This is a genomic window from Fervidicoccus sp. SLHALR4, from assembly GCF_058692745.1.
The window spans coordinates 449,156-475,014 of sequence record NZ_CP182483.1 but is presented as its reverse complement, the minus strand read 5'-3'; the positions used below and the strand labels follow the sequence as shown (position 1 = coordinate 475,014).

Genomic DNA, 25,859 nt, shown 5'->3' with positions numbered 1-25,859 from the left:
ATTAAAAAATTTCTGGAGGGGATGCGCATCGAAAAGCGATTATCAGTGGACGGAGCAGGATATGCATGGGTCGAACTGCCTTATGACCTTCTCCACCTCCTTCGCAGCCTCTTCCCTTGAAGCGTTCACTCCAGCCATTCCTATCCTTCTGAGGTGCTCTAAGGAAAACTTCTCCATAGCTAGGAGGTTCTGGGAAGTTGGAGGTATGATGTTGGCCTCCTCAATAGTCCCTCTCTCCCCGACTCTGTACCTGTGGTAGAGGATCCCCCTCGGTGCCTCCACTGCCCCCCAGTAGATTCCTGGAGCTATATTCTCCTCTCTCGCCTCGACCTGCTCGGGTCTGTAGGAGTCTATAAACTCTGCCAGCCTCATGATGAACTCGTAGAGCTCAGCGGCCCTCGCGACGACACTGCAGTGCATGTTCCTGAATGGAGGAGCAAAGCCGTATGTTTTCAGCATCCTCCTCACCTCCCCCCTCAAACTGTAGAACGAGGTGCTCAGCCTGGAGATGGGGCCCACAACGTAGACCTCCCCTTCCCTCGTCCTGTATCTGAGGGAGTTTGAATAGGGAACCTGCTCTGCCGCGACCTCCTCCTCGAACCTGCTCACATCGAACCTCCTCCCCTCATAGCAGATTTCCCTGGAAACAAGCACGTAGTCTACCGAGCTGCACAGGGCCATCTTCCTCATCTCCTGCTGGTACTTTGGTAGCCTCTCGACACTCTCCAGAACGAACTCTGAGAGAGCCCTAGCGTTGGTTATGGCCTTCTCGGCCTCTAAGGACAGGGCTCTGACCTCCGACTGCTCCGGCATGCTGTAGACTCCCCCTATCCTTACGTTCACAACATTGTGGTACCTCCCTCCCAGCACCTTCATGGCCTTCCTCGACCACATGAAGAGGTCAACAGCCATCTTGTGGAGGTGGGGATCCCTCTTGAATACCTCTAGGGAAGAACGAGCCCCGAGGAGGTCTGGGAGCTGCAGGTACAGTATATGGAGGACATTGCTCTTTATGTGCTCGGCTGTGAATATAGCCTCCCTCAGCCTCTCCTGTTCATGAGGAACATCTATTCCCATGCCCGCCTCGAATGCCTTAGCTGCAGCCATCTGGTAGGAGACGCTGCATATTCCGCATATTCTGCTGGCTATTTCCGGGGCCTCATGAGGTCTCCTCCCCCTCATGACATACTCAATGAAGCGGGGGGCCTCCACTATGTGGACTTCAACCCTCTCGATGCCCTCATCTCCGTATACGAGCCTGACCTTCCCTTCTCCCTCAACCCTCGTGAGGAGCCCCTCGTGAGAAGCCTGGCTCACTTCACCTCACCCCTCAGCATCCTCTCAAAGTATTCCTTGTCCTTGGAGTAGCTGAACCTCATCATCAGAGAGAGCACCTCTCCCCTCCTTGCCAGACCCATCCTCTCCAGCCTCTCCGCGAACTTTTCCGCATCTTTTGGCGCTAGATCTTCTCTGAGTCCAAAGCACCCTGTGCATCCCCTCCCGAAGCTTGGGCAGATGGCCCCGCAGCCAGCTGAGGTTATGGGGCCGAGGCAGGGGAACCTCCTGTTCACCAGGACGCACTCGATGCCCTTCCTCTTGCATTCTGCGCACAGGGACTCAGGAATCGAGATCTCTCCCCCTCCGAAGGCGATCTTTCTGAGCGTTCTGAGAAACGATTCTCCGTTTATCGGACAGCCAGGTATTGAGAGATCAACCTTGACAACCTCGCGGAGGGAGTACACATCTCCCTCGGCATCGATGAGCTCAGGCCTCGGGTATACGGCTTTCTTAACCGCCTCGACATCCGCCCTGTCCCTGAGGGACTGCACCCCTCCGAATGTCGAGCACGTTCCAACCGCAACGAGGAGCCTGCTCCTCTCTCTTATATCCTCAACCCTCTCCCTCTGCTCTCTGCTGACCACCGAGCCCTCCACGAAGAATATATCGAACTGGCCCTCAAAGCTGTTATCGTCCTGCAGCTCCGGGAAATACGCTATTTCAAGAATCTCGGAGAGGAGCGGATCGCTGAGCAGAGCATAGATGATCTCGTTTATGCAGCCGGAGCACGAAGCCAGCTTCTCCACTCCGATCCTGAGCCTGCTCATATCCCCTCCACCTCCATGTAGCGGGAAACCTCCTCATATGAAAACACGGGGCCGTCCCTGCACACATAGTAGTGGCCGAACTGGCAGGTTCCGCAGATCCCCATTCCACACCTCATCCTCCTCTCGAGCGATACGTATATGCTGCGGGGGTCGAGGCCCATTTCAACGAGTCTCCTTGATGCTATCTTCATCATTATCTCTGGTCCGCATATGAAGCTCACCACGCTGCTTCCAAGCTTGATCCTGCTCAATACATCCGGAACCAGCCCCACCTCTCCCATCCACCCCTCAGCGGGCCTGTCTATCGTGAACCTTATCTCGGCATTCGGGAGGCTCCTGTAGCTATCCAGCTCGTATCTGTAAAGCATGTCTCCTGGGCTCCTGGCCCCGTAAACAACGAAGACCCTCCCATAATCTTCCCTGTTCTTCCAAACATGTTTGAGAATGGGCCTCAGGGGAGCGAAGCCTATCCCCCCAGCAGCGATCAGCAGATCCCTCCCCCTAGCCTCCTCCAGGGGCCATCCCCTTCCAAAGGGCCCCCTCGCCCCGATCATGCTCCCGGCTTTCAAACTTGACAACATGTACCTCGAAACGACTCCTACCCCCCTGACCGTTATGGTTGCAATCACGCCGCCATCGGAGCCGTATGCCAAGTCCGATAGAGAAATGGGTATCTCGCCGAAGCCCTTTGCGTAGATCATCAGGAACCTGCCCGGCCTGAACTCCGAGGCATCAGCTCCCCCTATGAAGAGCTTGAAAGTCTTCGTGTCTTTAGTCTCCTCAATTACCTCCCTGACCTCGGCTATCTTAGGGATAACCATGGCCTCATTTGCTGCCATAGCTCTTCATCACCTCCTGAAGTGCGTTCCTCAAGTCAAGTCCCATGGGGCATGCAGCTATGCACCTCCCGCACCCAACGCAGGAAATGAAGCCGTTCTTCTTCTTGGAAAAGAGGAACTTGTGGAGAACGAAGTGCCTGTACCTCATGTACTGCTCCCTTCTGAAGTGTATTCCAGCAGCCTGCCCGTAGACTGGGGAGAGGCAGCCGATCCAGACTCTGCTCCTCTCAGCGCTGCCATCCATCTTGATCTCATCGAGAAACTCAGTGCAGGAGCAGGTAGGGCAGGCCATATTGCAGTTGGAGCACCCCACGCAGTCCGCACTGAGCCTTCTCCAGAGAACGGTGTCTCCGGCGGATCTCTCCAGAGCTCCCTCGAGGCTTTCCACGCTTTCTCTGAACCTCTTCTTCATGCTCTCGGCAGAGGCTCTGATCCTCTCCCTGTAGATCTGAAGCTCCTCGCTGCCCTCATCCAGCTCTCTCAGGGGGAGAGATGAAAGCAGGTCTTCTCCCTTTCTGCTCCCTCCTCTGAACAGGATGCAATCTTTCCCTATGACTGCGAAAGATACATCGAAGCTTCCCTCAGCCGCAGGGCCCGTTCCAAGCGAGCTGCAGAAGCAGAATATCCCCGGCTCCAGGCACTCCTCAACAACGACCCAGGAGAGCCCTGCCCTCCTCCTCCTGTAGAGAGGATCCTCGGAGAGAAGGGAATCCATAACTGCCATCGAAGCAATGTCGCAGGGCCTCACAGCAAAAAGAGCCCATTCATTAACCTCTTCCTTCGCAAGGTATGATGCGTAGTTTCCCTCGGAGAGCAGGAAGGGCTGAACAGGAGGGTGCAGAATTTCCTTCACCGAGTGATGAGTTGCGGAACTTATTCCTCCCTTTCCAATCGGGATACCCTCTGTGCCGCTCAGCTTGCCGTATAAAATGCTGCCCCTCGTCTTCTTCGGTCCATATACCTTCGCCCCGCTCCCCTCGATCTCCAAGAATATTCTGTCGAGGTCCCTCCTCCCACCGATGAAGTATCTCATGAGCAGCAGCTCTCCTTTTTATTTTCCATAATATATCTTAATTTTGTAATAATAATAAATTTTTTTATTAACCAAAACTGCATTCAGAGCGCATCTTTTCCCTTCAGCAGCTCTATCAGCCTCGGAAGCGCTTCCCTCAAGTCTCCAGCGTAGAAATAATCGGCGCTTCTGTTCATTGGGCAACTCCTGTCCAGATTTATCGAGATGACAGTGCCCGAAGCAGAAACTCCCGCTAAGTGGTAGACCGAGCCTGATATCCCCAGAGCGATGTAGACCTTCGGGGATATCCTCTTCCCGCTGACTCCGATGAGCCTCTCTATGCTGAGCAAACCACTTTCAACGAGAGGCTTCGTGCAGCCATATTCAGCATTGAGGATCTCGGCAAGCCCGATAGCGAGCTCAAGCGTGCCGCTCTGCCTCACCCCATCACCTATCCCAAAGACAACCGAGGCATCATCGAGCTTGATCCTTTCTGCTTCTCTGCTTTCGATGATCCTCAGCTTCCTTGGGAATTCATCGAGCTCCAGGACCTGCATCGAGATTCGCCTTCTCTCCCCCGTATTTTCAGGGAATCCCCTCCTTATGATGGCAACGAATCCGCTCCTCTTCACCTCGAAGTCGCCCCAGACGGATTCCCGGTTCAGCGGCTTCGTCACTATGATGCTCTCCCCTTCTCTGCTGATTTTCACGGCATCTGTTATTACAGGAAGCTTCAGCTCACCGGCGAGGAGGGAGGAGATCCAGAAGGACAGAGGAGAGTCATTGAAGATGAACGAGGAAGCGCCGATCCTCTTCCCGAGCGCTTTCACCGCTTCCTTCAGCTGCTCAGGGGTAGGAACACCCCTGCTCCTGAGCAGCCACCCGCTTTCGAACTCGCATGGAGAGATTACCTGTGGAGGTTCGCCCTCGACTTCTGGATCGAAGACTGCTAGGTGCGAGCTCTCTGCCACAGCGAGCGAGGCTGAGCAAAGCTCCGCAACTCTCTTAGAGGAAAACCTCCCCAATGCAACGGATAGAGAAATCAGCTCAATCACCGATCACCTTCTTCAGTATTCTAGCAAGCTCCTCCGGGGAACTGAGCTCGATGGAAGATCTCTTCCTCTCTTCAGGCCTCCTGACTCTCAAAAGCTTAGAAGATTCCGGTGCTGCTTTATTCAACCTCTTCACAACAGGTTGCTTCTTTCTGGCATCGAGCCTGTCCTTCATCAGAACTGGACTTGGAGGAAAGGCCTCAGGAGTGGGAACCAGGATTGCTGGAAGGTCTGCCTCAACGATCAGTTCGCTCTCGGGAACACATTTCGCCCTGATCTTTCCGCCCTTCAGCTCAACCACCTCGCTTATAAAAGAGAGGAAAATCATGTTGAGGAGGCCGGAAACATATCCTCCGAGAGCCCCAAACGAAGTGTCTGAGCTCCTCTCTCCGAAAACGACGGCTGCGCAACCAAAGCCTTCTATGATGTCCTTCATCATCACTGCCGAGGAAAGAATATCGCCCTCCCCCTCTTCGAGCACGTAGATGAATGCTTCGTCCACCCCCCTGGAGTACAGCTCCCTCGCCGCCACCTTCTCGAAGCCTTCTTTGAGAATGGAAGCAGAAATCAGCTTCCACCCACTGACCGCTTTGAGCCTCTTCGAGAACTCAATCGTTGAGAGATCCTGCTCATCGATTCTGCCCTCTTCAGGAAAAAACTTCACAAACGTCAGGATGCATTCGTTCAACCACCATCTCACTCCAGTTATTTTTAAAAATTTATTGTTTTTTAGAAACCATAAATAAATATTTATATCAAGAAGTAAAAATTTTTGAAAGAGGGAAAATCATGTACCGATTTCCTGAACTTGGAACAGCTGTAGGCGGAGTCGAGTTCGCGAATCCCTTCATTTTGGGCTGCGGCCCCCCTACGAGGGATGCGGACAGAATAATAAGGGCCGCGAGAATGGGATGGGCGGGAGCAGTCCATAAGACGGTCGTAATACCGCCCACCAGGGATCCGACGCCCCACATAATTCTCAGAAACATTGACGGCTACCCGTTCATCAACCAGAACATAGAGCTGCTGACGACCTACCCAGTTGAGAACTGGGAGAAGTGGATAAGGGAGATAAAGGCTAAGGCGCCGAGCGATTTTGTGCTGATTTCCAGCATAATGGGAAGACCCGAGCCGGAGACGTGGATCGAGCCCCTGCAGAGAGTTCAGGAGGCAGGCACGGACTTCATAGAGCTCAATGTATCCTGCCCCCACGGAAGTCCCGAAAAATATATGGGAGCATACATTGGGCAGGATCCTGGACTTGTAGGGAACATAGTCAGGGAAGTCAAAAAGCACGCGAAGGTCCCTTTCAGCGTGAAGCTTACTCCCATAGTTACTGACATAAAGCCAATCGCTGCGAGCGCCCTCAATGCAGGGAACAGCATATTCACGATTGCTAACACGCACGGAACAGGCATAATAGGCATAGACATTTACAGAGATGAGCCGCTTCCAAGCGTGAAGGGCTTCTCTTCGCCGGGAGGACTGAGCGGTCCTGCGGTCAAACCAGTAGTCCTCAGGCTGATTCATGAGGTCAGCACGGCCTTTCCGGGCGCTGAGATATTCGGGCTGGGAGGCATAACCAGCTGGTACGACGCCGTTGAGCACATGATGGTTGGTGCTAGGGCGTTGCAGCTTGTGACCGCGGTTATGTGGTACGGCTACGGCATCATAGACAATCTGATCAGCGGGATGCTCAGCTACATGAAGGAGAGAGGATTCTCTACTGTAGAGGAGATCGTTGGAAGGGTGAACAGCAAGATAATCCCCCACTCCTCTCTCGATTTCGAGGAATGGGGAGCGACCTTCGTTGACCCGGAGAAGTGCATTGCCTGCGGCAGATGCCTCGATCCCTGCAGGGACGCAGGGGGAGGAGCCTTGTACTATGATCCTGACTCCAAAGTGGTTCGCGCCAATCCTAAGGACTGCATTGGCTGCGGACTGTGCATCAACCTCTGTCCGACAGGAGCGATCAAGCTGCTCCCGAAGGAGGAGGCAGAGAGGAGATACAACGAGAGCCTCCTCAAACCTGCACCGAGCCTATCTTCCAGACTCCACAGAGAGTATGAGAGGGAGCACGTGGATCCTCTGACCAGGACACTAAGGTAATTGAAAAAAGCAACTGAGGATCCTGCCTTCAGCACGCGGAAAAAGCTCAGAAAAGCATCACGGAGCTCTCCAGCGGGAGCCTCGGACGGGGGCCCGGAGTTTCGGCCGGCTTACCCAGAGCTAACATCCCAACATAGGAAGCGTTCTCGGGAAGGCCTAGTGCTTCTTTGAACTCTTCCTCAAGGAGTTGCGGTACGGCAATCCACCCGCTCCCATATCCAAGGGAGAGGGCAGCGAGCATCATGTTGCCCAGCGCGAGAGTCACGCTTTCAACGCCCCAGAGGTACTCATACAGAAGGTACTCATCGCTGAGTGTTCTCCTGCTGTAGTTCAGCATCCCAATAATATAGACAGGTGCAAAATACATCCCCTCATCGAACATCTCCTCCCACTTCTTCAGCCCCTCCTCATCCACCTTCTTCCTCAGCATCCTCTTCAGATAGATCATCTGCCCCCTCCTTATGAAGCCGTGGACAGTCTTCCTCTTCGCTTCATCTCTCACCACAACGAAGAGCCACTGCTCTGCTCCGCTGGCCGTGGGAGCTCTGATTCCAGCCTCCAATATCTTCCTCAGATCTTCTTCAGCAACAGGGTCACGGGTGAACTTCCGTATACTGGCCCTGCTCTTTATAAAATCAATTATGCTCATCTCACTTCCCAAAGAAAGCACCAGATATTCCTCCCTCCTGCGCAGAAATAAAGCTTTGCATTACTCAGCTCCCGCTCCACATATGCGTCATTCCTCGAAAATATGTGAACCTCAGACGAATGTGAAGATGATGAGGAGAGCTCCGAGGACGGAGAAGAGGGCATTGGCAGCAGGGTCGTCGTATCGAAGTGAAGCCGCTCTGAATGACCTGCTGCTGAGAGGCCAGAGCACCTCAACCCCAGCCCTTGTGAGCGAGTCGAGTGCAATGTGGCTCAGATAAGCTATGAGGGAGCAGGCGAAGAAAGCGGTCCACGGGAGGGCGCTCAGCTGCATGCTGATGATGTAGCCACTGCTGAAATAGGAGGCCGCCCAGCTCAGGATGACTGCTGAAAACAAGTTGTGGAGGAGGGCCCTGTGCTTCATGGAAGCGTCGAAGTCCGGGAGGATGGAGAAGAACAGCGAAAAGACGATCATGAGGGGATCGAAATAGGAAAAAATCCTGCTCATAACGAATGCTGAAAGGCCGATCCCGAAGAAAGCGTGAGTCGACCTCTTCAATAGGCATCTCCCTGACCGTACATCAGCTCTTCGATCTCTCTCCTGCTCTCCTCCGGAGCAACCTCCCCCTTCCTGCTCTCCATCCAGAGCTCCGCGACGTTGAGATCCCTTCCCACCGTCTTCTTCTCGTGAACGTCTATTCTGACGAGGGCGGGCAGCTTCGTGAACTCCCCAAGCAGTATCGCCTCTCCCGTCCTTAGGCTAGGGAGCATTCTCAGGAGCTCGTCGCTGAGGAGCTCGCTCGAGCTCTGCACGTATCTCAGATCGTTCGGCTCAACGATCTTCAGGATTATCTTGTTGTTGGTCTGGCTGAGCGAGCTCTCGTCTATGCTCTTTGGGCGCTGGCTGACCAGGCATATGCCAACGCCGAACTTCCTCCCCTCCCTAGCGATCCTCCCCACAACTTCCTTGGTGAGCGTTTCCTCCTCCCTGGGGACGAGTATGTGGGCTTCTTCGATGAATATAAATACAGGAACGGGAAATCCCCTGCTTCCATTGCTCCTCAGATAGGACTTCCTCTCATCCAGTATCCTTCTGAGGATGTACGATGCCACCACATCGCTCCCCACATCATCGACTTCACCCAGATCTACTATGTTCAGGTGCCCCGGCTTGATTATCTCCGCTATGGATTTGGCCGCCTTCTCGGAGAGTATGCCCTCGTAAATTTCCCAGAGATCTTCCAGCTTGTTCATGACGTTCAGAACAACATCTCTGTCGAGCTTTCTGGGGGGATTGGGCAGCTCCCGGCATATGCCGATCAATTTTTCATCCCCTCCAGCCTCCTCCTCAATGAGCCCGGTGCTCGCTTTCCCCTTACCCCCCTTCTTCCCCGCTTTCTCCGCTCCGCTCAGAATATCGAGGCACTCGAGAACCTTGTGCATGTAATCTATGACGTCGAACTTCGGGAGCTCGGCCGGGTCCTCCTTGCTTATGCGTTCCCTGGCTGCTATAGCAGCCCTGTACACATACCTCAGAACGCTCTGCTGCTTTATTGCATCCTCTCTGATCTTGGCAAGCTTCTGCAGCTCCCAGATCTTGAGCGTCGCAGGGTTTATCACAGGCTTTATCACGTTCTTCCTGTCATTGCCTATGCCTGAAGCAGCATATTCGCTGTGCATGTCGAAAAGCAGAACAGTTGCTCCCAGGCCGAGAACCATCCTCTCAGCAATGATGCTCACGGTGTTCGACTTCCCCGCCCCGGTCACAGCCAGAATTGCGGCGTGCCTCGAAACAAGGGAGTCGACGTTCACATACACGGGAACGTTTGGGTGGTTCGCAAGCACCCCGATCCTCACATACCCTCTCCTCTCGGAAGGGCTGTAGTAGTAGGGGGCCTCTTCCTGCATCCCCGAGGGCAGGAAGATCTTCCTGAGGATCTCATCGCTCGCTCTGAAGACCTTGCTGCTTGGGTTAGGAGGAGTTCTGGCCGGATCGAACCTCTTTCCTTCGAGGAGGGGGGTTATCTTCGTGAGGATCCTTATGGCCCCCCTCATGTAGTTCCTCGCCTCCACAACGTTCCTCCAGGTCTCGAAAGATCCGAGGTTCGTCATGTTCTCCGGTATGAACGGGTTTCCTGCGATGGATTCCTCGACCATTCCGAGGAGATAGTCTTCATCGTGCGAGACTATAACGAACTCTCCCAGCCTAGGGGGCTCCTTGGAGAGCATGATCACCATGGAGGGGGTGCTCTCTCCTATCACGTACCCGATTTCCTTGAGCTCCGATTCGTTTATCCCGAGCCTTTCATTGCTGAACATGCCCGACCCTTCTCCCATTCAAACCACCTCACAGGATATCGATCTCCTCCCTCCCGCTGAGCTCCTCCCTCAGCCCGAGGGCGTCCGTTACCATCTCCGTTATTCCCTTCTTTATGTGGGCCTTCAAGTGGGCTATGAGAAGGGGGAATGGGTATCCGTCCTCGGATGAGAGGGAGGCCAGCTTCAGGACCAAGTCCTCAAAGGCTCTGCCCTGCTGCCCCTCACTCATCTGTGGGGCCAGGAGCTGTATCTTTAGGACGGGAGCTCCAGGAGAGAGCCTGGCATAGCCGCTTATGAGGGAGACCCTCTCCGCCTGAGCTCTCAGCGAGCACGCATCCGTGAGCTCTCCCCTCACTGCCTCCTCCAGCGTGCTGAACTTCCCCTCTACTATGTATCCTTCCTTGGTTGTTAGCTTCGTTATGACGTACTGGTCTGGTAGCGGAAGGTTGAAGAGCTTGTTGCTCCTACCAGTCTTCGTTACGAAGGCCAGGAGGCCCCCTCTCGATACCCTCTCGAGGAGCATCTTCAGCCTCAGAGCCTTCTCAAGCATTTCCACGGTCTTCGCCCTCTCAGGGTCCTCGCCCAGCTCCCTCTCTATGAACCCCTTCACTGCCACTGCCGCGTCCTCCCTCTCCTCCCTCGCCACTATTTCTTCCACTTGACGGCACAGATCCTCATCCTCTCCGCTCAGATCTCTCAGCTTCATGTGAGCGGGCCTCGCTATGAGCGATTCTATGCTCCCGTCAGCCAGCGTGAGGAATCCAGAATCGAGGGAGTTCTTCATGGCTCTCAGCTCGCTTATCTGGCGGTAAACGGTGATCCTGTCTTGAGACATGGAAGGAGGAATGAGGACATCCACATCAACAACTCTGCTCTCTCCCCCATCGATATACCTCCCCCCAAGCTCATCGTAGATGAACCTCACCGCATAGGCCTTTATGAAGTACATCTCGAATCCCAGCATAGAGACGGGGAAGGATCCCCCATCAACGGCAGCAACTTTCTTTGGGCGGGGGAGGTTCCTCTTTGAGGACAGGGGCTCTGGGGAGATCATGCCCCTCTCTATTATCTCAATGGCTCTCATCTTCTTGGCTCCAAGCACAGCGATCTTCTTCCTTATCTCCTCGCTCTTCTTCGCAGCTACCTCGAGTATGTCATCTATGTAGCTCAAAGAGCCACCGCCTCCTCCTGCTCCTCTTCTATGACGGAGTTCGCCCCGCTCTTCCTCACCCTGAGCACAACATCTCCCGCGTCTTTCAGGCTCTCCTCATGAGTCACCACAATGATCTGGGCGCCTCCTCCTGCAGAGACCGCTTCCCTCAGCACGTCTGCCAAGTACCTGACCCTCGCTTCATCTAGGTAGTTGGTCGGCTCATCCAAGACAATGAACCCAGAACCCCTCCCCCCTCCGTACAGCTCCGCCACGACCCTCTGGGCTGCGAAGATGAACGAAAGATAGACGGCGACCCTCTCCCCTCCGCTTGCCTGGTCCAGGGAAACTTCCAAGTTCTGCGCGGAGTTTATGAGAGATATGTTGAAGGAATCGTCCACGCAGATTTCGTCATACGAGAGCTCAAACCTCCTGTATACTTCAACGAGCCTGCGCCTCAGCTGCTTGAGAGCGTGCTTCATGAGAATGGAGGGGAGCCCGCTCTCCCTCTCATATAGCGACCTGACCTTCAGGAGGACCTTCAGCTTGTAGACCGCCTCGGAAAGGGATCTGCTCAGCGCCTCCAGGTAATCCTTCCTCTCCTTCAGGACAGCCTTCCTGCTCCTCAGCGAGCTGAGCTCGTCTCTAACAGCCTTCAGCTCATCCTCCGCTTCGGAAAGCATTCTGCTGACTCCTTCCAGTTGGGAGCTCAGCTTGCTCCTCCTCTCTTCAAGCTGTACTATCGCTGAGGACTCTCTACTCAGCTCTCTTTCCTGCTCCTCAAGCAGCTTGATCTTCTCCCTTACTCGCGCGAGCTCCGCGCTTTTGGACTCCGGCTTCAGCTCTCTCAGCTCCCTCTCCATGTCAGCTATCATTTTCCCCAGCCTCACCGGATCGGAAGGAATGGGGAGCTTGAGCTGAGAGCTCAAAGCGGAAGCCTCCTTCTTAAGGGTCTCAACCATTCGCTCTACCGATTCGATATCCTCGGCCTCGATCCGCCTGGGATCGATAGAAATATCGCTGCCGATACGCCCAATTTTGCTCAGGGCCGATGATTTAAAGAGAAGAGCTCTGCTCACACCGTCGCGGAGCTTCGAGAAGATTTCCTCTCTCCTCTCCAGGTAAGATATCTCCTCTTCCAGCTTCTTCAGCTCAGCCTCGACTTCCCCAACCGAGATCCCCGAGATCCTCCTCCTCAAGGCTTCCAGCTCCCCAGTCCTAGAGCGGAGCCTGTTCGCAGTTGCGCTTCCCGCCTCAAGGACTTCCAGTTTTTTCCTCAACAACTCGTATTCTCCCCTCAAGCTCTCGAGCTGCTGTGAGTATTTGGAAATGAGCTCGCTCCTGTGATCGTCGTCCAGCTCCCTCCCGCAGACGGGGCACCTGCCCTTTGCTTCCTTCAGCTCTTCTATCGCTCTCTCGAGCCTAGCTATCTCGCTCTTCACAGTTGCCGAGGCCGTCCTCCCTTCCTCCAGCATACTCGAAAGGCGGGAGCTCAGCTCATCGATCATGCTCAGAGGATCTTGAGATGAGACCTCGATGCCGGTTCTCAACGCTATTTCCCTCAATTGAGATGCGATCTCGCCCTCCTTCCTACCCGCTTCGTCCAGCAGCTTCTTCGCTTCGCTCAGCTCTTTAGCCTTCAGAGCCCTTTCTCCCTCCAGCTTTCTCAGCTTGCTCGAGATGGCCCCCTCCTCTTCTTTAACGATCTCTTTCAGTTTCTCCAGAGGTCCTTCTATTCCAAGTTCGCCGAGCCTCGCCCTCACGTCTCTCAAGCTTTCAAGGAAGGCCTCAAGATCTCCCTCCAGCTCTTCTAAGAGAAGCAGCCTTTCAGCAGCCTTCAAATCTTCCAGCTTTCTCTTCAATTCCTCGGCCTTCTTGACCTCTTCTTCCAGCTTTTCCTCCTCAATTCTGAGATCTTTCATCTCCTTCTCAACAGCGCTGAGCTTTTCAAGGGACTCCCTCGCCTTAGAAAGCTGCGACTCGACCGAGCTCAGCTCAGCTATGTAGCTGTTTTTCTCGCCTTCTAGCTCGCTCTTACTGCGGGAAAGCTCTTCTTCTCTGGATGCTAGCTCCGCTATCCTCTGCTCTATCTGCTCCTCCTCCTTCTCGATCTTCTCTACCCCCTCCAGGGATCCCTTCAGCTTCCTCTCAGCTTCCTCGAGTTCATCCTCCGTGACCTTGAACCTCTCTTTCTCCTGCACCCCCACTTCAGAAGAGGGATGAGGAATGGGGCTCACCCTCACCTCGAGATCCTTCATCCTTTCCCAGGCCTTCAGGTAAGCGCTCAGTCCCAGTATGTTCATGAGGAACTCGATCTTGTCCTTTCTCGCTGAGGAGAGCGCTTCCCCTATCTCATCGAGCTTTCCCTGGTTGAGCACTATCAGGTCTATTACCGCCCTTTTTGCTCCCCTGTCTTCCAGGGTCTCTATGTCAGAGAACAGAACTAGCTGGGCAAGCTTTCTGGTGACTTCCTCTGCTCCGGTTGCTATGAGGCGCTCCCCTCCTCCAGATTCGCGATAGAGTGCATCGTACCGCCTCTTCCCCCTCCTTCTTTCGACCCTGTACCTGTTTGTGCCATCTGTCAGCGTGAGCGAGACGAGGAATTCATCTCTTCCCCTGTGGATGGCGTCGTTCAACCTCAGGTCGGGGAGCTCTCCGAGAAGCGCGAAATATATTGCCCTCACAATGCTCGACTTGCCTGCGCCGTTTTCTCCAACTATGACAGTAACTCCTTCATCGAACTTAATTTCGCTCCTTTTGCCGTAGCTGTAGAAGTTTTCGAGAACGAGCTTCTCCAGCTTCAGAGCGGAAGGCGGCATGTGCCATCAACTCATGAACTTCTTCAGCCCCTCCTTCCTCTCGCCTTGGGCCTTTCCTATCAAAGGCCACTGCTTGAGGGCCTTCTCCCAATAATCCCTCCTCTCGAGGATTTCTCCTGCAATGTCGTCGCACTTTGACTCCTCAGAGGAGGAGAGGCAGTTCTTCAGATCAATTATGAGCTTGGCTACAGCCTCATCGCCCACGATCTTCTTCACTATCTTCAGCTCCTCCCACTCGCCATCTGCCGCAAAATCCGAATCCAGAGAGGAATCCTCCGCCGGCTTCGAAGTGACGGAGAAAATCGCATTGCTCTTCTGCAGCTTTTCGAGCCGAGACTGAAGCACCTTCCTGAGACCTTCCCCTCCCCTCACAACTACATTTATTATTGGGGGCCTCCCGCCAGACAGCTGAGCAAGGAGCTTCTCTACACTGCTCGCAAATGAAGGGATATCCTCTTCTGAGGATATCTCGAATACTTCCTGAGGCCTTACATCAAGATCAACCTGGTGGACAACTGGCTCTTCAGGGCTCAAATCCACAATGTAGAATCCCTTGCCCTTCTTCTTCCACTCGGGCACTTCGCTGAGGGAGAGGATCTCCAGGCTTCCAGGGTAAGCCAGCACCCCATCCTTCACCCTCTCCACCGCCCTGAAGTGAAGGTGGCCGAGGGCATAGTAGCTGATGCCGCTCGGGAGGGAGCTAAGCTCGTAGCCCTCAGCGAACGGGAAGTAATCTTTGATGGAAATGTGCGAAACCATCACCTTTTTCCCTGGAGAGCTCTTCGCAACGCTCTCGATTTTACCCATTATGTTTCTTCCATGCGCCAGAGCTTTCGGCCCTCTTATAGCTCCGAGGCCGTAGAAGCAGGTTTTATCTCCCCCATCTTCTAAGCAGAGAGCGTCCTCGCTTCCAAAGAAGTGCTTCAAATGATAGACGTTGCTGAGATATTTGGAGACCAGGTAGGTCGCTGGGTGCTCGCTGGCTGTTGAGGTGTCGTGCTCGCCGTTCACAAGAACGATCTTTCCCCCTCTTTCGAGGAACTCTCTCACTGACTCCCGAAAGAATATCAGTGTGGAGTTGCTAGGCCTAGGCTTGTCGAAGAGATCTCCGGCTATCACGAGGAGCTTCACATGCTCGAGCAGGATTAGTTCCATCATCTGGCTGAAGGCTTCCTCCACATCTCTGTCCCTGTCCTCCCTCCCCAGACCGACGAAATTCTTCCCCAGATGCGTGTCAGCAGCATGAGCCATGATCGCCAAGAGCTTCACCGCCTGGAAGAACCCGCGGGATTCTCCTCAAGACAAAAGACAAGTTGCAGATTAAAAATATAAAAGGATAGATAGTCGAAAGTATCAGAACTCTGGGTAGTCATCGGGGACTCTTGCTCTGAAGTACTGCTTTGTTACTGGGCTCTGAAACAGGCCCATCTTTATTCCTTTCTTTCCGCTCGGACTCAGCTTCCACACCTTTATGGGAACAAGATCAACCTCTTTTCCTGTTGTCTTGTCCTTAACTCTGACCGGCTTCTTCTCCATAGAAAATAACCTCCATTACAAATGATTAAATTATATATCCATGGTTATATACTTAATGATATGGGTGCTTGAATGGGAAGGTGCGAGAAAACGGAGCTGATAATTGAAGACATAACTAAGTGCACGGAGCATCCCCTGACAATCGTGGTGGAGATGATGAAGTGCGCAAAGGAGAAGAAGAGAAGCTATGCGATAAAGGTTCCCCACGGGAGCATACCAATGAACCTCCTCATGGAATATGCGAGGAGGTACGGGGTTCTCGTAGATGCGAGCACCGAGGGAGAGTACGCGAAGTACATCTTCTCTCCTCAGTGAAGCATCTCTCGCAGGATAGCTGATCACAGCTCTACCCTCTGTCCTGCTGTAGGATGCAATGCTATATCTTGGCTTTATATTTCTATCATTGAAAGAAAAGTTTTCATTTGTAAACCTTATAGGTGAAAAGAAAATCTTTAAAACCATAAGGCAGATAACAGGTATATCATTTCAGGGTGCTCTCCGTTGAGCAGAGCTCGGGGCGAAATGCAGAGCGTTGCGGAAGGAGAAGAGGAAATCCTGAGGATAGTGAATGTAAGGAAGACCTTCGGCGGCCTGGTCGCTCTGGATGATGCCAGCATGAACATAAAAAAAGGGAAGGTTTCCATCATAATCGGTCCGAACGGTTCAGGGAAGACAACTCTCCTCAACGTCGTCACAGGGTTTCTGAGGTGCGATTCTGGGAGCGTCTTCTACAAGGGCGTAGACATAACGAACATGCCCCCCTACAGAATAAACCGCCTGGGCCTGGTGAGGACCTTCCAGATACCTCAGCCTTTCTACAACCTCACCGTCCTGGAGAACCTGCTGGTCGCCTCCAGGGAGAACATAGGAGAGAAAGCTGTGAACGCGATGAGGAGATCCAAATGGATAGAATACGAGAAGAGGGACATGGAGAGGGCCATGGAAGTTCTCAGAGTTGTCAACCTCCAGAAGGTCTCAGACCAGCCCGCCTCGAAGCTTAGCGGGGGGCAGCTGAAGCTTCTGGAGATAGGCAGGGCACTGATGAACGGCGCTGATACCGTTTTCATGGACGAGCCGGTGGCCGGAGTCAACCCAACTCTTGCTCACGAGATCTTCTCTTTGATAAGGAGGCTTGTGGAAGAGAGAGGCATGACATTTATTGTGATAGAGCACCGCCTTGAGATAGCCCTTGGCTACGTGGACTACGCATACGCCATGGCAAAAGGTAGGGTAATAGCTGAAGGCAGTCCGGAAGAAGTTATAAGCAACCCGGTGGTGGTTGAAACCTATCTGGGGAGGTAGCAGGAATGGCCGAGAGCATAATCAGAACAGATAAGCTGAATGCGGGATACGGCAAGATGCACATACTCTTCGATGTCTCCCTGGACTTCTCCGAGAAGAAGATCACTGTCATAGTTGGTCCCAACGGAAGCGGGAAGAGCACTCTCCTCAAAACCGTCTTCGGCCTCACGAGGGTGATCTCGGGGAAAGTAATGTTCAGGAACCGCGACATCACCGGGAAGCCCCCTCACGAGATAGCAAAAATGGGGATAGCATATCTCCCCCAAACTCAGAACGTCTTCGATAACCTAACTGTCCATGAGAACCTAGTGATGGCGTCCTATACCTTGACCAAGGAGGAGGCACGAAGCAGGAGCGAAGAAGTTCTGGAAATGTTCCCCATCCTGAGAGCCTACATGAAGCAGAAGGCTGGAAGGCTGAGCGGGGGAGAAAAGCAGATGCTGGCCATGGCCATGGCCCTCATGAGGACGCCCGAAGTCCTGATGTTCGATGAGCCGACTGCAGCCCTCTCTCCGAAGATAGCCCACCAGATAATCAACATCATCAGAGACCTTAACGCTAGGAGCGGCAAGACCATAATACTCGTAGAGCAGAACGCAAAGCTGGCTCTTGAGATATCGGATCACGCAGTGGTTATGGGAAGCGGAAAGGTAATCTTCAGAGGCGACGGGAAGAAGCTCTTGGAAGACCCCGAGCTGGGGCTCCTCTATCTTGGACTGAAGGCAGCGAGTTCTACATGAAGAAAAATTTAATTAATAGCTTCGAAAAAAGAATCCTGCATAATTGGTGGTATCTATGGCCAAGATAAAGGTCACAATAGATAGGGATGGATGCATCGGAGATATGGTATGCGTTAATCTGTGCCCAGACGTCTTCGAGATGAATGCCGAAGACGGAAAGAGCCAGATAGTGGCCAAGTGGAGGACCAACGCGAACGACCTCTCATCGGGGCTGGTCGACGAGAGCCTCGAGGAATGCGTGAAGTCAGCTGCGGAAAGCTGCCCGGTTTCAGTCATTCACTGGGAGAAGGCCTGAGCTCTTCAAAGCGGCTCGAGACCTTTTTTCCGGTCCTTACTTTTCGCCTTCTTCTACCGCCCTCTGCTGCTCGATGACATCTTGAAGGAGCTTGAAGGCCTTCACAGAATCGTCCTTGCTTATTATCAGTATCGTATCTGTATAGCAGCTCATTATCTGCGTTATGTTTATTCCGTTCAAATACATCAAGCGGGTGAGGAAATTCACAACTCCCGGCGTGAACATTATGTCGTAGGGGCTTATCATGACGAGAGCGCTCTGCTTTTCAACCTTATCGAGGACATCCTCCCTCTCTATCATCCTCTCCACATTCTCTTCATCTTCCTGGCTTATCACGAAAGTGTAGGACTTCTTTCCTTGAGTGAAGTTGAAGAACCTTGACCTGGATGCCACTTCTAGTATCTCCTTCAGCTTTCTCTCCACAGTGTACTTCTTCACTGTGAGCACTGTGATATCGTTCTGAAGCTCCAGCGTGCTCTTCGCGAGGACCTTGCCCACCGACTTCATGAGGGCCTGCTTCTCCTTCTTCAGCTCCTCCTCATACCTTATGAGAGCGGCCTTGATGGCATCGAGGTTGACCCTCTTCCTCTCGGATATCTTAGCAACCTCATCTGCTATCTTCTCGGCCAGCCATGTGTAGTTCACCAGGCCCTCGCTCAGGCACTCAATTAGGCTCTGGTTCTTGGAGACCACGAACCTGACGGCTTCGGCTATGGAGATCTTCTGCTCATCTGTCATTTTTTCATTCTCTCCGCAGAGAAGTTTACCGAAAATCATTGATGATAGGACTTTAAATTTTTTCGGTCGGCGGGCTCAGGTCTCGCTCAGCTTCCCGCAGACAGGACAGCTCGGATCCCTCGAAACAGCGATCTCTCTGAACTCGAGCCTCTTGAAGTCGAAGTATATCAGCTTTCCAGCAGATTCGCTCCTCCCGATCAATATCTTCAGGGCCTCAGCAGCCTCTAGGGCTCCCAGAACCCCTGGAGATGGAGGGAATAAAGAAGGAGGTGATTCTGGATCTGTAGCGTTCCTGAAGATGCAGTGGAGGCAGGGGGTCTTTCCAGGCAGAACGACCATCAGCTGCCCGTACCACTCTCCAACGGCCGCGTGCACGAGGGGCTTTCTGTGCTTGACCGCCACCTCGTTTATTCGGAATCTGGCCCTCCAGTTGTCCATACCATCTACTATCACATCACTTTCCTGGACAGCCCTCTCGAATGATTCATCGAAAACATCTATTCTCAGCGGAATAACTTCAATGTCGCCCCGCAGCTCCTTCAGCCTCTTGGCTGCCAGCTCAACCTTCGGCATGCCGAGCCCTGCTTCAGAGTATAGAACCTGCCTGTTCAGATTCGAGAGCTCAAGCACATCCCTATCAACCAAGATGAGTCTTCCAACCCCCGCTGCAGCCAAATACAAGCTGGCAGCGCTCCCCAGGCCGCCGACGCCTGCTACCAGAGCGGTTGAGGATGAGAGCTTCTTCTGCCCTTCCTCGCCTATGAGCTGAAGCTGCCTCGAATACCTCAGCCTCTCCCTTTCAGGCAGCAGGCTCAAAGCAGATCATCCAGCTTCTTCTTGCCCAGCTTTTTGCTTATAACATCTTTGACCTTGCTGTCTATATCCTCCTTTATCAAATCCTCAAAGATCTCCTTTTCTTCGGAAGAGGCCTGAGACTTCTGCTTCACATAGCCGCAGCTCCCGTCCGGGAGGAGGTAGTTGGACTTGCAGGTAGCGTACTGACACGAAGCTCCTATGCACTCGTCTCCTATCCAGCTGCAGAAGACGAACTTTCTCCCCGTCTTGGGATCCCGCCTTATCTGATATGCCCTCTTGGTGCACCAGAAGAGAGGACAGAGGTTGCTGCACTTCCCGTTTACTGGCCGAGGAGCGATTTCCTCCTCTCTGAGCCTGCTCTCCCTGTCCTCACTCCTTCTGGGCGCTTCAGTCCTCCTCTGTTGCCTCTCCCCACCCCTGAAGTCTCTACCAAACTTGCTCAACGATCTACACCTTCCCTCAGTTTAACGAAAGGGCAAAAACAATCACGGCTTGAACCACTTGAAGAGGACATATTCTATTCTTCCCCCCTCTTCAATGGCGAACATAAACTTTTTCTTCACGCTGTGGCTCAGCCTTCCCATCCTAACTATTTCAACCGGATCCATCATGTGACCTCCTCTGTAGACGTGAACGAGGTACGGCGCATGTTCAAGTCCTGGACCAATTCTGTACACAGCATAATCGCTTCCAAACTTCAAGCCACTCCTCACAATGAACCCCCTCTTCCTCAGATCCCTGTATACTATGTACAAAGAATCGAAGTCATCTATCCTTTTTCTGGCCTCCTCTCTGACCTCCTCCGAGCTGAGCCTCTCCCCATCGGGGCTGTATATCTCTATAGCCCCCTCCTCGAGAAGGTAGAGGGCTTCGATCAGGGAAAGCTCTATAGCTTCTCCGTACTCTCTTGGCTCAGGCTTCCTTATGCCGAAGGGCTTCCCGTAGAACCCATGCTTGTAGAGATTGGAGGCATTCTCTCCGCTGGGGAGAACAACTCTCAGCCCAAGGAGGATGCCTCTCGGGGCAGTTTTAGAGCTTGTATAGTGCGAGGTACTTGAAGTCATGACTCGCTTCCCTTATGATGTCGGCGAGGTCTTCCACCAGGTCAACGATCTCTTTCAGCAGCATGAGGGAGAAGACATCCTTTGAGTACTTCCTTATTATTTCCAGGACAAGCCCTCTGTATATTTGATCGATCTCCTCCTCCCTGGAGTTTATACCCTCATGCACCTCTATTATCATTCTGGCATTTGTACTCAAGAGCTTGGATTCCTGGAAGAGATCTGCAACCATGCCCAGAGATTTGCTGGACATCTCTATGATCCGCTCCTTTGTCCCCCCATCGAGCTCTATTCCCGACTCAGCGAGAATGCTCAGCCTGTAAGCAATAGAGTCTATTATCTGTATGAGCCTGTCCAGATGCGAGAGAGAATACATGTAGAGCTCCTTGGTCAGGAGGGCCGGTGAAACCCTCACAACATACTCCATTGTGCCCTCTCTGAGCTTCTGAGCCTCATCTTTGAGCTGCTTTACATATTCATAGCCTCTCTTCACGAGCTCGTATTTGCCCTCCCTCATGTTTAGTATGATTTCCTCGACCCTCTTCCTCTCAGAGTCCACGGCGCTGAGTATCTTCTGAAGCTGCTCGGAGAGGTTCATCTCTGCTATGCTGCTCTGTATGGCCTCGTTGTTGAGATTTATGAATTCCTCGGGCATCTTTGCAACACACCCACTGTTCTATGAGGGCGGAGACGGTTGCCCTGCTCTGTATTTTTCGGTTGCATCACGAAACAATTCTAAACATGAATCCTTATAAGCTTTCATATTGTTCTTAGACCTCTTCTTGCTCTGGAAGACGAAGCAGTGAAGCCTTCCTCCAAAATCTGGAGAGAGCTGAAGAAGCGCACCTTGGAGCCAGGAGGCAGGAAGCTCAGATCTCTGCGCTCAGCCTGCCGAGCTTCCTGCTCTCCTCCAACTGCTGGATCAGCCATTCCCTGTTCTCTCTGAGAGCGCCGTTGCTCTTAAGCGAGAGGTCTATGACTCTCTCTATTAGTTCAGACTCCTTCTCCGAATCAACTAGCCTGAGGAAATCCAGTATCGTCTTTATATATTCCTTCTCTTCATCGCTTGTTGCCTGCGAGGAGTACTCCTTGATGAATAGTATCATCTCGGCCCTAACTCTGCTCCCCTTCTTTAGGAGGAGTAGAAGCCTCTTCTCAGCCTCCTCTCCCATCCTACCGTTCAATAGCTCCTCTATCTTTTCGTAAATCATCTGCCTTTCCGTCATGATTGTTTGAAAGTCTCTAGTCCTCAAACCAACCACAACCGCGAAAATCTCCGATCTTCTCTGGCGAAGACCTCCGCACTCTGTCGCCCTCAGACATTTTCACGCGGCTCTCAGCGTGGCAATGCTGTTGTCAGCAACACCGTTTTCCTTCATGAAGTCCGTGTTCGCATAAACAGTGTTGGGGGGCACAGAATCATCGATGACAACAGCGAACGTGAACTTCTTCCTTCCCGCTACAACCACCTCAGCTTTTTCCCCTATCCCTAGCTCTTTCGCTAGAGACGGATTGATCATTATCTGTCCCGGCTTGGCACTGCTGTACCTTATCCTTATCCTCTTTTCTTTCAGCACTTTCTGCTTGGCTTCGGAGCCTGCCGGCGGAATGACCGCCAACAGAGATTTTATGTCCTTCTTCTCTGGCAACTTCTCTTCGTTGTTATCGGACATACGGCCTACCTCCGTTCATCCATGCGCATAGTCTTCCTCTTTGAAAAATATACCCGTTCCAAGTCTTTAAAAGTTTCCGCGTTTTTCAACTTCAAAAATAGGCCAGCTTTTCCTGATAGAAGAGGAGCTTTCAGCGCAGCAGCTTTCTGAAGATGAGCTCCACAAGCTCCGATGAATGGACCCTCTCCTGGCTCCAGGTGTCCCTGTCCCTCACGGTTACGGAGCCGTCCTCTATGCTCTGAAAGTCCACCGTAACTGCGAAGGGGATCCCGATCTCATCAGCTCGCGCGTACCTCCTCCCTATGCTTCCAGCCTCATCGTATATCGATGGTATCCCCCTCAGCTTGAAATCTTCGTATATCTTCCTAGCCATGTCTCGAAGGCGGTCGTCGTTCACGAGAGGGAAGACTGCAACCTTCACGGGAGACAGCCTGTGCGGCACCGAGAGTATGAGTCTATCTCCCTTCTCCTTCAGCCCATACTCCATAACTACGTAGAGCAACCTCTCCACTCCGAAGGAAGGCTCTACAACGTGGGGAATTATCTTCTTGCCCGTTTCCCTCTCCTCGACCTCCTCGACAACAACTGCCTCAGGAGGAACCCTTACTCCCCCCGCTTCCAGCCACTCTCCCTTCCTCAGCAGCTCCTCGACCTCCTCAGGATTCATGGATATCAATACTGCTTCTATTTCTGAAGCCCTGTCCTTGAACAGCTTTCCCAGAACTGCCCTGTTCACTTTTATCACCTTCCTCCTGACCGTTCTGGCCTGTTCGAACTGCCTGAATACGGTGAGGTCCTGCTTGCTGTAGACCGAGTGCCTCGAGAGGTCGTAGTCCCCCCTGTACGCGTGGCCGGCAACCTCAATCCAGCCCCACCTCTCCGTCTTAACGAGGAGGTCGAAAGTCTGCCTGGAGTAGTGCGCTCTCTCTTCCGGTAGCTTCTCCTCGAAGTACATGTTTTCTTCCGGAACTCCTAGGGACTTGAGAAAGTCCAAGGACACGACCATCCAGTAGCCGAGCCACGGCGTCTTTATCACTCCGCTGCTTATTGCTTCTGAAAGAGAGAAAATCCTCGGCTCCTCCCTCCCAGCCAGCCTGTCTTCCGAGCTGAGGATCTTGAGAGCTCTTTCCTTCACTGGAACCACGTACTCCTCATGCCCTGGCTTTTCTGGATCGAAGAAGAACTCGAACTCCATTATGGTGAACTCCCTGAGCCTCAGCATGCCCTGCCTCGGAGAAATCTCGTTCCTCCCCACCCTTCCCACCTGCGCTATGCCGAGGGGGAGCTTCTCCCTCATAACTCCGTAAACTCTCTTGAAGTTAAGGAACATGCCTTGAGCCAGCTCGGGCCTGATGTATCCATTGCTGCCTTCATAGGGGCCTATCTGCGTTCTGAAGAGAAGATTGAATGACTTGACCTCGCTGAGCTCGCCTCCGCACACTGGGCACTTCAGCCCCTTCTGCCTTATGATAGCTGTCAGCTCTTCGTTTGATCTGCCCTCAGCCTTCACCCCAGCGAGCTCCTCTATCAGCTGATCCGCCCTGAACTTCCTCCCGCACTTCAGACATGTAACGATGGGATCCGTGAAGCTCTCCAGGTGGCCCGAGGCTTCGTACACGATCTCGGGCCCTATGATGGGGGTCTCTATTTCAGCCATGATCTCCTGGTGCTTCCTAATGAAGTGAAATTTCCACTCGTTGATGATGTTTTCCTTGAGCATTGCGCCGTAGGGGCCCAGGTCATACATGCCGCTCAGGCCGCCGTAGATCTCGTAGGACTGCCAGAAGAACCCCCTCCTCTTGCCGACTTCGAAGACTCTGTCTGCCGCGCTGGATAGAGACATACCAGAACCCCTCTGTGAAGGAATGCTTAAGAGTTGTAAACTAAAATATTTTTGCAGGAGGCTACGAGTGGTTGCCTATACCATCATTTGAGTTGCCCCGGCTTCTCTTAGCATGAGCTCCTTCCTAAGATGCTTCATCTCTTTCAGCAGTTTATTTAAAGCTGCATTCACGGTCACCACGGAGCCGCCTTGCGGTTTTATAATAGCTGTTCTCCCGCCTCTGATGGTTTTCTGCCGTCACTGGGGCGGATTTCATCTAGCAACTTCATCGGCTAAACAAACTTGAAGACCCTTTATGACGTGAGTAGTCCACGAGCTTCCAGGTCTTGGTCAATGGATCCGCACCTTCACTATTAAAAACCATGCTTTATGAGAGCTAAACTTCTCAAGTCGAAAACCCAAAAATGCGTCAGGACAGCATTTCTTTAGTGATGAAGAGGAATCGCAGGGATCAATCTTCACCGAATGCTTTCTTCAGAACCGCTCTTATCTTGACTTTATCTTCCTCGCTCAGAAGGGACCTGACTGCTATGGGGGGTTCAACGGTGAACCCTGCTTTCCGCATCCTCTCTTCCATTGACGATAGGGCAATCCCGCCTCCCCATCCATAGGTGCCTATGAGAGCGATCTTCTTCCCCTTGCAGAGCTTCTTTTCCATCAGATAAACCAGGTGGCTGGCTAAGGGGTGCGGAGAGTTCTCGTATGTCGAGAATACCAGGACTATCAGAGAGGAGTCCTGCATTGAAGCTACAGCATCGGAGAAGTCATTTCTCCCCTTCGATGTGAAGCCGTATGTCTTGTATTTAACGCCCAAATCATTCAAAGCCCTTGTGACTTCCTCAGCAGCTTCTTCGGAAAAGCCGTACATTGACACAAAGGCTACAGTTGCTTCCCTCTCCTCAGAGCAAGCGGCCCAGCTTTCATACAGGGAGAGAAGCCTTTCAAGCACATTCTTGCCAGAGAAGCCCGCGCCATGTGCGGGGAGAACCAGGGCTGGATCGAGGTTGAGCCCCCTCAGCTTCACGACAGCATTAATAACATTCTGGCGGTAGGCTCCTATAACATTCACGAAGTATTTTTTCATGCTGTACAGATAGCGCTGGTCCTCGAGGCCATTGACTCCTATAACCGGTTCGCTCGGTATGGAATATGCACCAAAGACATCGCCAGTGAAAAGCGCTCTGTTTCTCTCAGAATAGGAAATTATGGTTTCCGGCCAGTGGAGCCAGGGGACATGGATGAATTTGATCTTGTGCCCGCCCACCTGAAACTCGGCTCCATCCCCAACCTCCAGCCTGGAGCTCGGCTCAAGGCCGTAGAAGCTCTTCATCAGCTTGAAAGATATGGGGTGCGACACCATAGTTATATCTGGATTCTTCTCCAGCACTTCCTTGATTGCTCCTGAGTGGTCCGGCTCCATGTGGTTCACAACCAAAGCCCTCAAGTCCTTCGGCGAAGCTATGGAGCTGAGGGCCTCTATGAACTCAGCATACCCCTTTGGGCCAGTATCGAACAGAACTCCGCCCTCTTCTGTGAACATGATATAGGAATTGTAGGAGATCCCCTCGGGGATTTCCCAGAGCGCTTCGAAGAACTTGGTCTCGGAGTCATTGATTCTTATCAAGGCTATGTCATTAGTCAGCTTGGCTACCTTCCATTCCAGCCCGCCCATTTTTTTAAACCTCCTCTTTTTCATTAGCTTTATATTATATATGAAAATTTCGCATATTCTTTCAGAAGGTTCTCTGGCCTCCTCCCCTCTCTAAAGGGGAAAGATCCCTTCAGGGGCTCGCAGGTTCCCC

The 25,859-nt window shown here is 52.8% G+C and carries 27 protein-coding genes; 5 read left to right on the top strand and 22 right to left on the bottom strand.

Annotation, left to right across the window (positions count from 1 at the left end):
* Positions 1-42: 42 nt before the first annotated feature.
* The 6 genes from ACLGLO_RS02460 to ACLGLO_RS02435 all read right to left on the bottom strand — a co-directional run bounded on the left by ACLGLO_RS02460 (position 43) and on the right by ACLGLO_RS02435 (position 5,696).
* Positions 43-1,317: a Ni/Fe hydrogenase subunit alpha gene (locus ACLGLO_RS02460; RefSeq protein WP_492128817.1), complete on the bottom strand. Its 1,275-nt coding sequence runs from the start codon at positions 1,315-1,317 to the stop codon at positions 43-45.
* Positions 1,314-2,105 (bottom strand): NADH-quinone oxidoreductase subunit B family protein, encoded by a 792-nt coding sequence (locus tag ACLGLO_RS02455; RefSeq protein ID WP_492128816.1) that lies wholly within the window; start codon positions 2,103-2,105, stop codon positions 1,314-1,316. The genes ACLGLO_RS02460 and ACLGLO_RS02455 overlap by 4 nt, the downstream gene beginning before the upstream one ends.
* A complete protein-coding gene (locus ACLGLO_RS02450) occupies positions 2,102-2,944 on the bottom strand; it encodes an FAD/NAD(P)-binding protein (protein ID WP_492128815.1) in 843 nt (280 codons plus the stop codon). Before ACLGLO_RS02450 ends, ACLGLO_RS02455 begins: the two co-directional genes overlap by 4 nt.
* Positions 2,931-3,977, bottom strand: a complete 1,047-nt coding sequence (locus ACLGLO_RS02445) for a 4Fe-4S dicluster domain-containing protein (RefSeq protein ID WP_492128814.1) — start codon at positions 3,975-3,977, stop codon at positions 2,931-2,933. The genes ACLGLO_RS02450 and ACLGLO_RS02445 overlap by 14 nt, the downstream gene beginning before the upstream one ends.
* Before the next feature lie 83 nt (positions 3,978-4,060).
* A complete protein-coding gene (locus ACLGLO_RS02440) occupies positions 4,061-5,011 on the bottom strand; it encodes an electron transfer flavoprotein subunit alpha/FixB family protein (RefSeq protein WP_492128813.1) in 951 nt (316 codons plus the stop codon).
* Positions 5,004-5,696, bottom strand: a complete 693-nt coding sequence (locus tag ACLGLO_RS02435) for a hypothetical protein (RefSeq protein WP_492128812.1) — start codon at positions 5,694-5,696, stop codon at positions 5,004-5,006. Before ACLGLO_RS02435 ends, ACLGLO_RS02440 begins: the two co-directional genes overlap by 8 nt.
* 101 nt (positions 5,697-5,797) lie before the next feature.
* On the opposite strand from ACLGLO_RS02435, the gene preA reads away from it, so the two are divergent.
* Complete coding sequence (gene preA / locus ACLGLO_RS02430) at positions 5,798-7,117, top strand: NAD-dependent dihydropyrimidine dehydrogenase subunit PreA (RefSeq protein WP_492128811.1); 1,320 nt, start codon at positions 5,798-5,800, stop codon at positions 7,115-7,117.
* Between the two features lie 46 nt (positions 7,118-7,163).
* Here the strand turns inward: preA and ACLGLO_RS02425 are convergent, their stop codons facing one another.
* From ACLGLO_RS02425 to ACLGLO_RS02395, 7 genes are all read right to left on the bottom strand, one after another.
* Positions 7,164-7,778 carry a nitroreductase family protein gene (locus ACLGLO_RS02425; RefSeq protein ID WP_492128810.1) on the bottom strand — a complete coding sequence of 205 codons (615 nt, stop codon included), beginning with the start codon at positions 7,776-7,778 and terminating at the stop codon, positions 7,164-7,166.
* A gap of 99 nt (positions 7,779-7,877) precedes the next feature.
* A complete protein-coding gene (locus tag ACLGLO_RS02420) occupies positions 7,878-8,324 on the bottom strand; it encodes a metal-dependent hydrolase (protein WP_492128809.1) in 447 nt (148 codons plus the stop codon).
* Positions 8,321-10,102 (bottom strand): helicase HerA domain-containing protein, encoded by a 1,782-nt coding sequence (locus ACLGLO_RS02415; protein WP_492128808.1) that lies wholly within the window; start codon positions 10,100-10,102, stop codon positions 8,321-8,323. Before ACLGLO_RS02415 ends, ACLGLO_RS02420 begins: the two co-directional genes overlap by 4 nt.
* Positions 10,103-10,112: 10 nt before the next feature.
* Complete coding sequence (locus tag ACLGLO_RS02410) at positions 10,113-11,255, bottom strand: DNA double-strand break repair nuclease NurA (protein WP_492128807.1); 1,143 nt, start codon at positions 11,253-11,255, stop codon at positions 10,113-10,115.
* Positions 11,252-14,053, bottom strand: a complete 2,802-nt coding sequence (locus tag ACLGLO_RS02405) for an AAA family ATPase (RefSeq protein WP_492128806.1) — start codon at positions 14,051-14,053, stop codon at positions 11,252-11,254. The genes ACLGLO_RS02410 and ACLGLO_RS02405 overlap by 4 nt, the downstream gene beginning before the upstream one ends.
* A 6-nt stretch (positions 14,054-14,059) precedes the next feature.
* Positions 14,060-15,304, bottom strand: coding sequence for a metallophosphoesterase family protein (locus ACLGLO_RS02400; RefSeq protein WP_492129117.1), 1,245 nt, complete (start codon positions 15,302-15,304; stop codon positions 14,060-14,062).
* 102 nt (positions 15,305-15,406) lie between these two features.
* Entirely contained in the window at positions 15,407-15,589 is a 183-nt protein-coding gene (locus ACLGLO_RS02395) for a chromatin protein Cren7 (protein WP_492128805.1), read from the bottom strand.
* A 72-nt stretch (positions 15,590-15,661) separates the two neighbouring features.
* Here ACLGLO_RS02395 and ACLGLO_RS02390 point away from each other — a divergent pair, with 72 nt between their 5' ends.
* The 4 genes from ACLGLO_RS02390 to ACLGLO_RS02375 all read left to right on the top strand — a co-directional run bounded on the left by ACLGLO_RS02390 (position 15,662) and on the right by ACLGLO_RS02375 (position 17,926).
* Positions 15,662-15,904 (top strand): hypothetical protein, encoded by a 243-nt coding sequence (locus ACLGLO_RS02390; protein WP_492128804.1) that lies wholly within the window; start codon positions 15,662-15,664, stop codon positions 15,902-15,904.
* A gap of 186 nt (positions 15,905-16,090) precedes the next feature.
* Complete coding sequence (locus tag ACLGLO_RS02385; protein WP_492128803.1) at positions 16,091-16,891, top strand: ABC transporter ATP-binding protein; 801 nt, start codon at positions 16,091-16,093, stop codon at positions 16,889-16,891.
* Between the two features lie 5 nt (positions 16,892-16,896).
* Positions 16,897-17,631 carry a branched-chain amino acid ABC transporter ATP-binding protein gene (locus tag ACLGLO_RS02380; RefSeq protein ID WP_492128802.1) on the top strand — a complete coding sequence of 245 codons (735 nt, stop codon included), beginning with the start codon at positions 16,897-16,899 and terminating at the stop codon, positions 17,629-17,631.
* 55 nt (positions 17,632-17,686) lie between these two features.
* Entirely contained in the window at positions 17,687-17,926 is a 240-nt protein-coding gene (locus ACLGLO_RS02375) for a ferredoxin (protein WP_492128801.1), read from the top strand.
* Positions 17,927-17,962: 36 nt separating this feature from the next.
* Here ACLGLO_RS02375 and ACLGLO_RS02370 read toward each other — a convergent pair whose 3' ends face one another.
* From ACLGLO_RS02370 to ACLGLO_RS02330, 9 genes are all read right to left on the bottom strand, one after another.
* A complete protein-coding gene (locus ACLGLO_RS02370) occupies positions 17,963-18,664 on the bottom strand; it encodes an ACT domain-containing protein (RefSeq protein ID WP_492128800.1) in 702 nt (233 codons plus the stop codon).
* A 75-nt stretch (positions 18,665-18,739) separates the two neighbouring features.
* Positions 18,740-19,480, bottom strand: a complete 741-nt coding sequence (locus ACLGLO_RS02365; protein ID WP_492128799.1) for a HesA/MoeB/ThiF family protein — start codon at positions 19,478-19,480, stop codon at positions 18,740-18,742.
* On the bottom strand, positions 19,477-19,923 hold the full coding sequence (locus ACLGLO_RS02360; protein ID WP_492128798.1) for a hypothetical protein: 447 nt from the start codon (positions 19,921-19,923) through the stop codon (positions 19,477-19,479). Before ACLGLO_RS02360 ends, ACLGLO_RS02365 begins: the two co-directional genes overlap by 4 nt.
* A 42-nt stretch (positions 19,924-19,965) precedes the next feature.
* Positions 19,966-20,544, bottom strand: a complete 579-nt coding sequence (endA, locus tag ACLGLO_RS02355; protein WP_492128797.1) for a tRNA-intron lyase — start codon at positions 20,542-20,544, stop codon at positions 19,966-19,968.
* Positions 20,510-21,196: a hypothetical protein gene (locus ACLGLO_RS02350; RefSeq protein WP_492128796.1), complete on the bottom strand. Its 687-nt coding sequence runs from the start codon at positions 21,194-21,196 to the stop codon at positions 20,510-20,512. The genes endA and ACLGLO_RS02350 overlap by 35 nt, the downstream gene beginning before the upstream one ends.
* A 214-nt stretch (positions 21,197-21,410) precedes the next feature.
* On the bottom strand, positions 21,411-21,767 hold the full coding sequence (locus ACLGLO_RS02345; RefSeq protein WP_492128795.1) for a hypothetical protein: 357 nt from the start codon (positions 21,765-21,767) through the stop codon (positions 21,411-21,413).
* Between the two features lie 99 nt (positions 21,768-21,866).
* On the bottom strand, positions 21,867-22,214 hold the full coding sequence (locus ACLGLO_RS02340) for a molybdopterin dinucleotide binding domain-containing protein (RefSeq protein ID WP_492128794.1): 348 nt from the start codon (positions 22,212-22,214) through the stop codon (positions 21,867-21,869).
* A 130-nt stretch (positions 22,215-22,344) separates the two neighbouring features.
* The gene (glyS, locus tag ACLGLO_RS02335) at positions 22,345-24,057 is read right to left on the bottom strand and encodes a glycine--tRNA ligase (protein ID WP_492128793.1); all 1,713 of its coding nucleotides are present in this window, start codon (positions 24,055-24,057) and stop codon (positions 22,345-22,347) included.
* Positions 24,058-24,508: 451 nt separating this feature from the next.
* Positions 24,509-25,729, bottom strand: coding sequence for an FprA family A-type flavoprotein (locus tag ACLGLO_RS02330; RefSeq protein ID WP_492128792.1), 1,221 nt, complete (start codon positions 25,727-25,729; stop codon positions 24,509-24,511).
* Positions 25,730-25,859: the final 130 nt, after the last annotated feature.

What these genes read in the sequence shown, in the direction of transcription:
- ACLGLO_RS02455 (WP_492128816.1), bottom strand. Translation starts at nt 2,105, where the DNA reads ATGAGCAGGCTCAGGATCGGAGTGGAGAAGCTGGCTTCGTGCTCCGGC.
- ACLGLO_RS02450 (WP_492128815.1), bottom strand. Translation starts at nt 2,944, where the DNA reads ATGGCAGCAAATGAGGCCATGGTTATCCCTAAGATAGCCGAGGTCAGG.
- ACLGLO_RS02445 (WP_492128814.1), bottom strand. Translation starts at nt 3,977, where the DNA reads ATGAGATACTTCATCGGTGGGAGGAGGGACCTCGACAGAATATTCTTG.
- preA (WP_492128811.1), top strand. Translation starts at nt 5,798, where the DNA reads ATGTACCGATTTCCTGAACTTGGAACAGCTGTAGGCGGAGTCGAGTTC.
- ACLGLO_RS02415 (WP_492128808.1), bottom strand. Translation starts at nt 10,102, where the DNA reads ATGGGAGAAGGGTCGGGCATGTTCAGCAATGAAAGGCTCGGGATAAAC.
- ACLGLO_RS02405 (WP_492128806.1), bottom strand. Translation starts at nt 14,053, where the DNA reads ATGCCGCCTTCCGCTCTGAAGCTGGAGAAGCTCGTTCTCGAAAACTTC.
- ACLGLO_RS02400 (WP_492129117.1), bottom strand. Translation starts at nt 15,304, where the DNA reads ATGGCTCATGCTGCTGACACGCATCTGGGGAAGAATTTCGTCGGTCTG.
- ACLGLO_RS02395 (WP_492128805.1), bottom strand. Translation starts at nt 15,589, where the DNA reads ATGGAGAAGAAGCCGGTCAGAGTTAAGGACAAGACAACAGGAAAAGAG.
- ACLGLO_RS02390 (WP_492128804.1), top strand. Translation starts at nt 15,662, where the DNA reads ATGGGAAGGTGCGAGAAAACGGAGCTGATAATTGAAGACATAACTAAG.
- ACLGLO_RS02380 (WP_492128802.1), top strand. Translation starts at nt 16,897, where the DNA reads ATGGCCGAGAGCATAATCAGAACAGATAAGCTGAATGCGGGATACGGC.
- ACLGLO_RS02375 (WP_492128801.1), top strand. Translation starts at nt 17,687, where the DNA reads ATGGCCAAGATAAAGGTCACAATAGATAGGGATGGATGCATCGGAGAT.
- ACLGLO_RS02370 (WP_492128800.1), bottom strand. Translation starts at nt 18,664, where the DNA reads ATGACAGATGAGCAGAAGATCTCCATAGCCGAAGCCGTCAGGTTCGTG.
- endA (WP_492128797.1), bottom strand. Translation starts at nt 20,544, where the DNA reads ATGACTTCAAGTACCTCGCACTATACAAGCTCTAAAACTGCCCCGAGA.
- ACLGLO_RS02350 (WP_492128796.1), bottom strand. Translation starts at nt 21,196, where the DNA reads ATGCCCGAGGAATTCATAAATCTCAACAACGAGGCCATACAGAGCAGC.
- ACLGLO_RS02345 (WP_492128795.1), bottom strand. Translation starts at nt 21,767, where the DNA reads ATGACGGAAAGGCAGATGATTTACGAAAAGATAGAGGAGCTATTGAAC.
- ACLGLO_RS02340 (WP_492128794.1), bottom strand. Translation starts at nt 22,214, where the DNA reads ATGTCCGATAACAACGAAGAGAAGTTGCCAGAGAAGAAGGACATAAAA.
- glyS (WP_492128793.1), bottom strand. Translation starts at nt 24,057, where the DNA reads ATGTCTCTATCCAGCGCGGCAGACAGAGTCTTCGAAGTCGGCAAGAGG.
- ACLGLO_RS02330 (WP_492128792.1), bottom strand. Translation starts at nt 25,729, where the DNA reads ATGGGCGGGCTGGAATGGAAGGTAGCCAAGCTGACTAATGACATAGCC.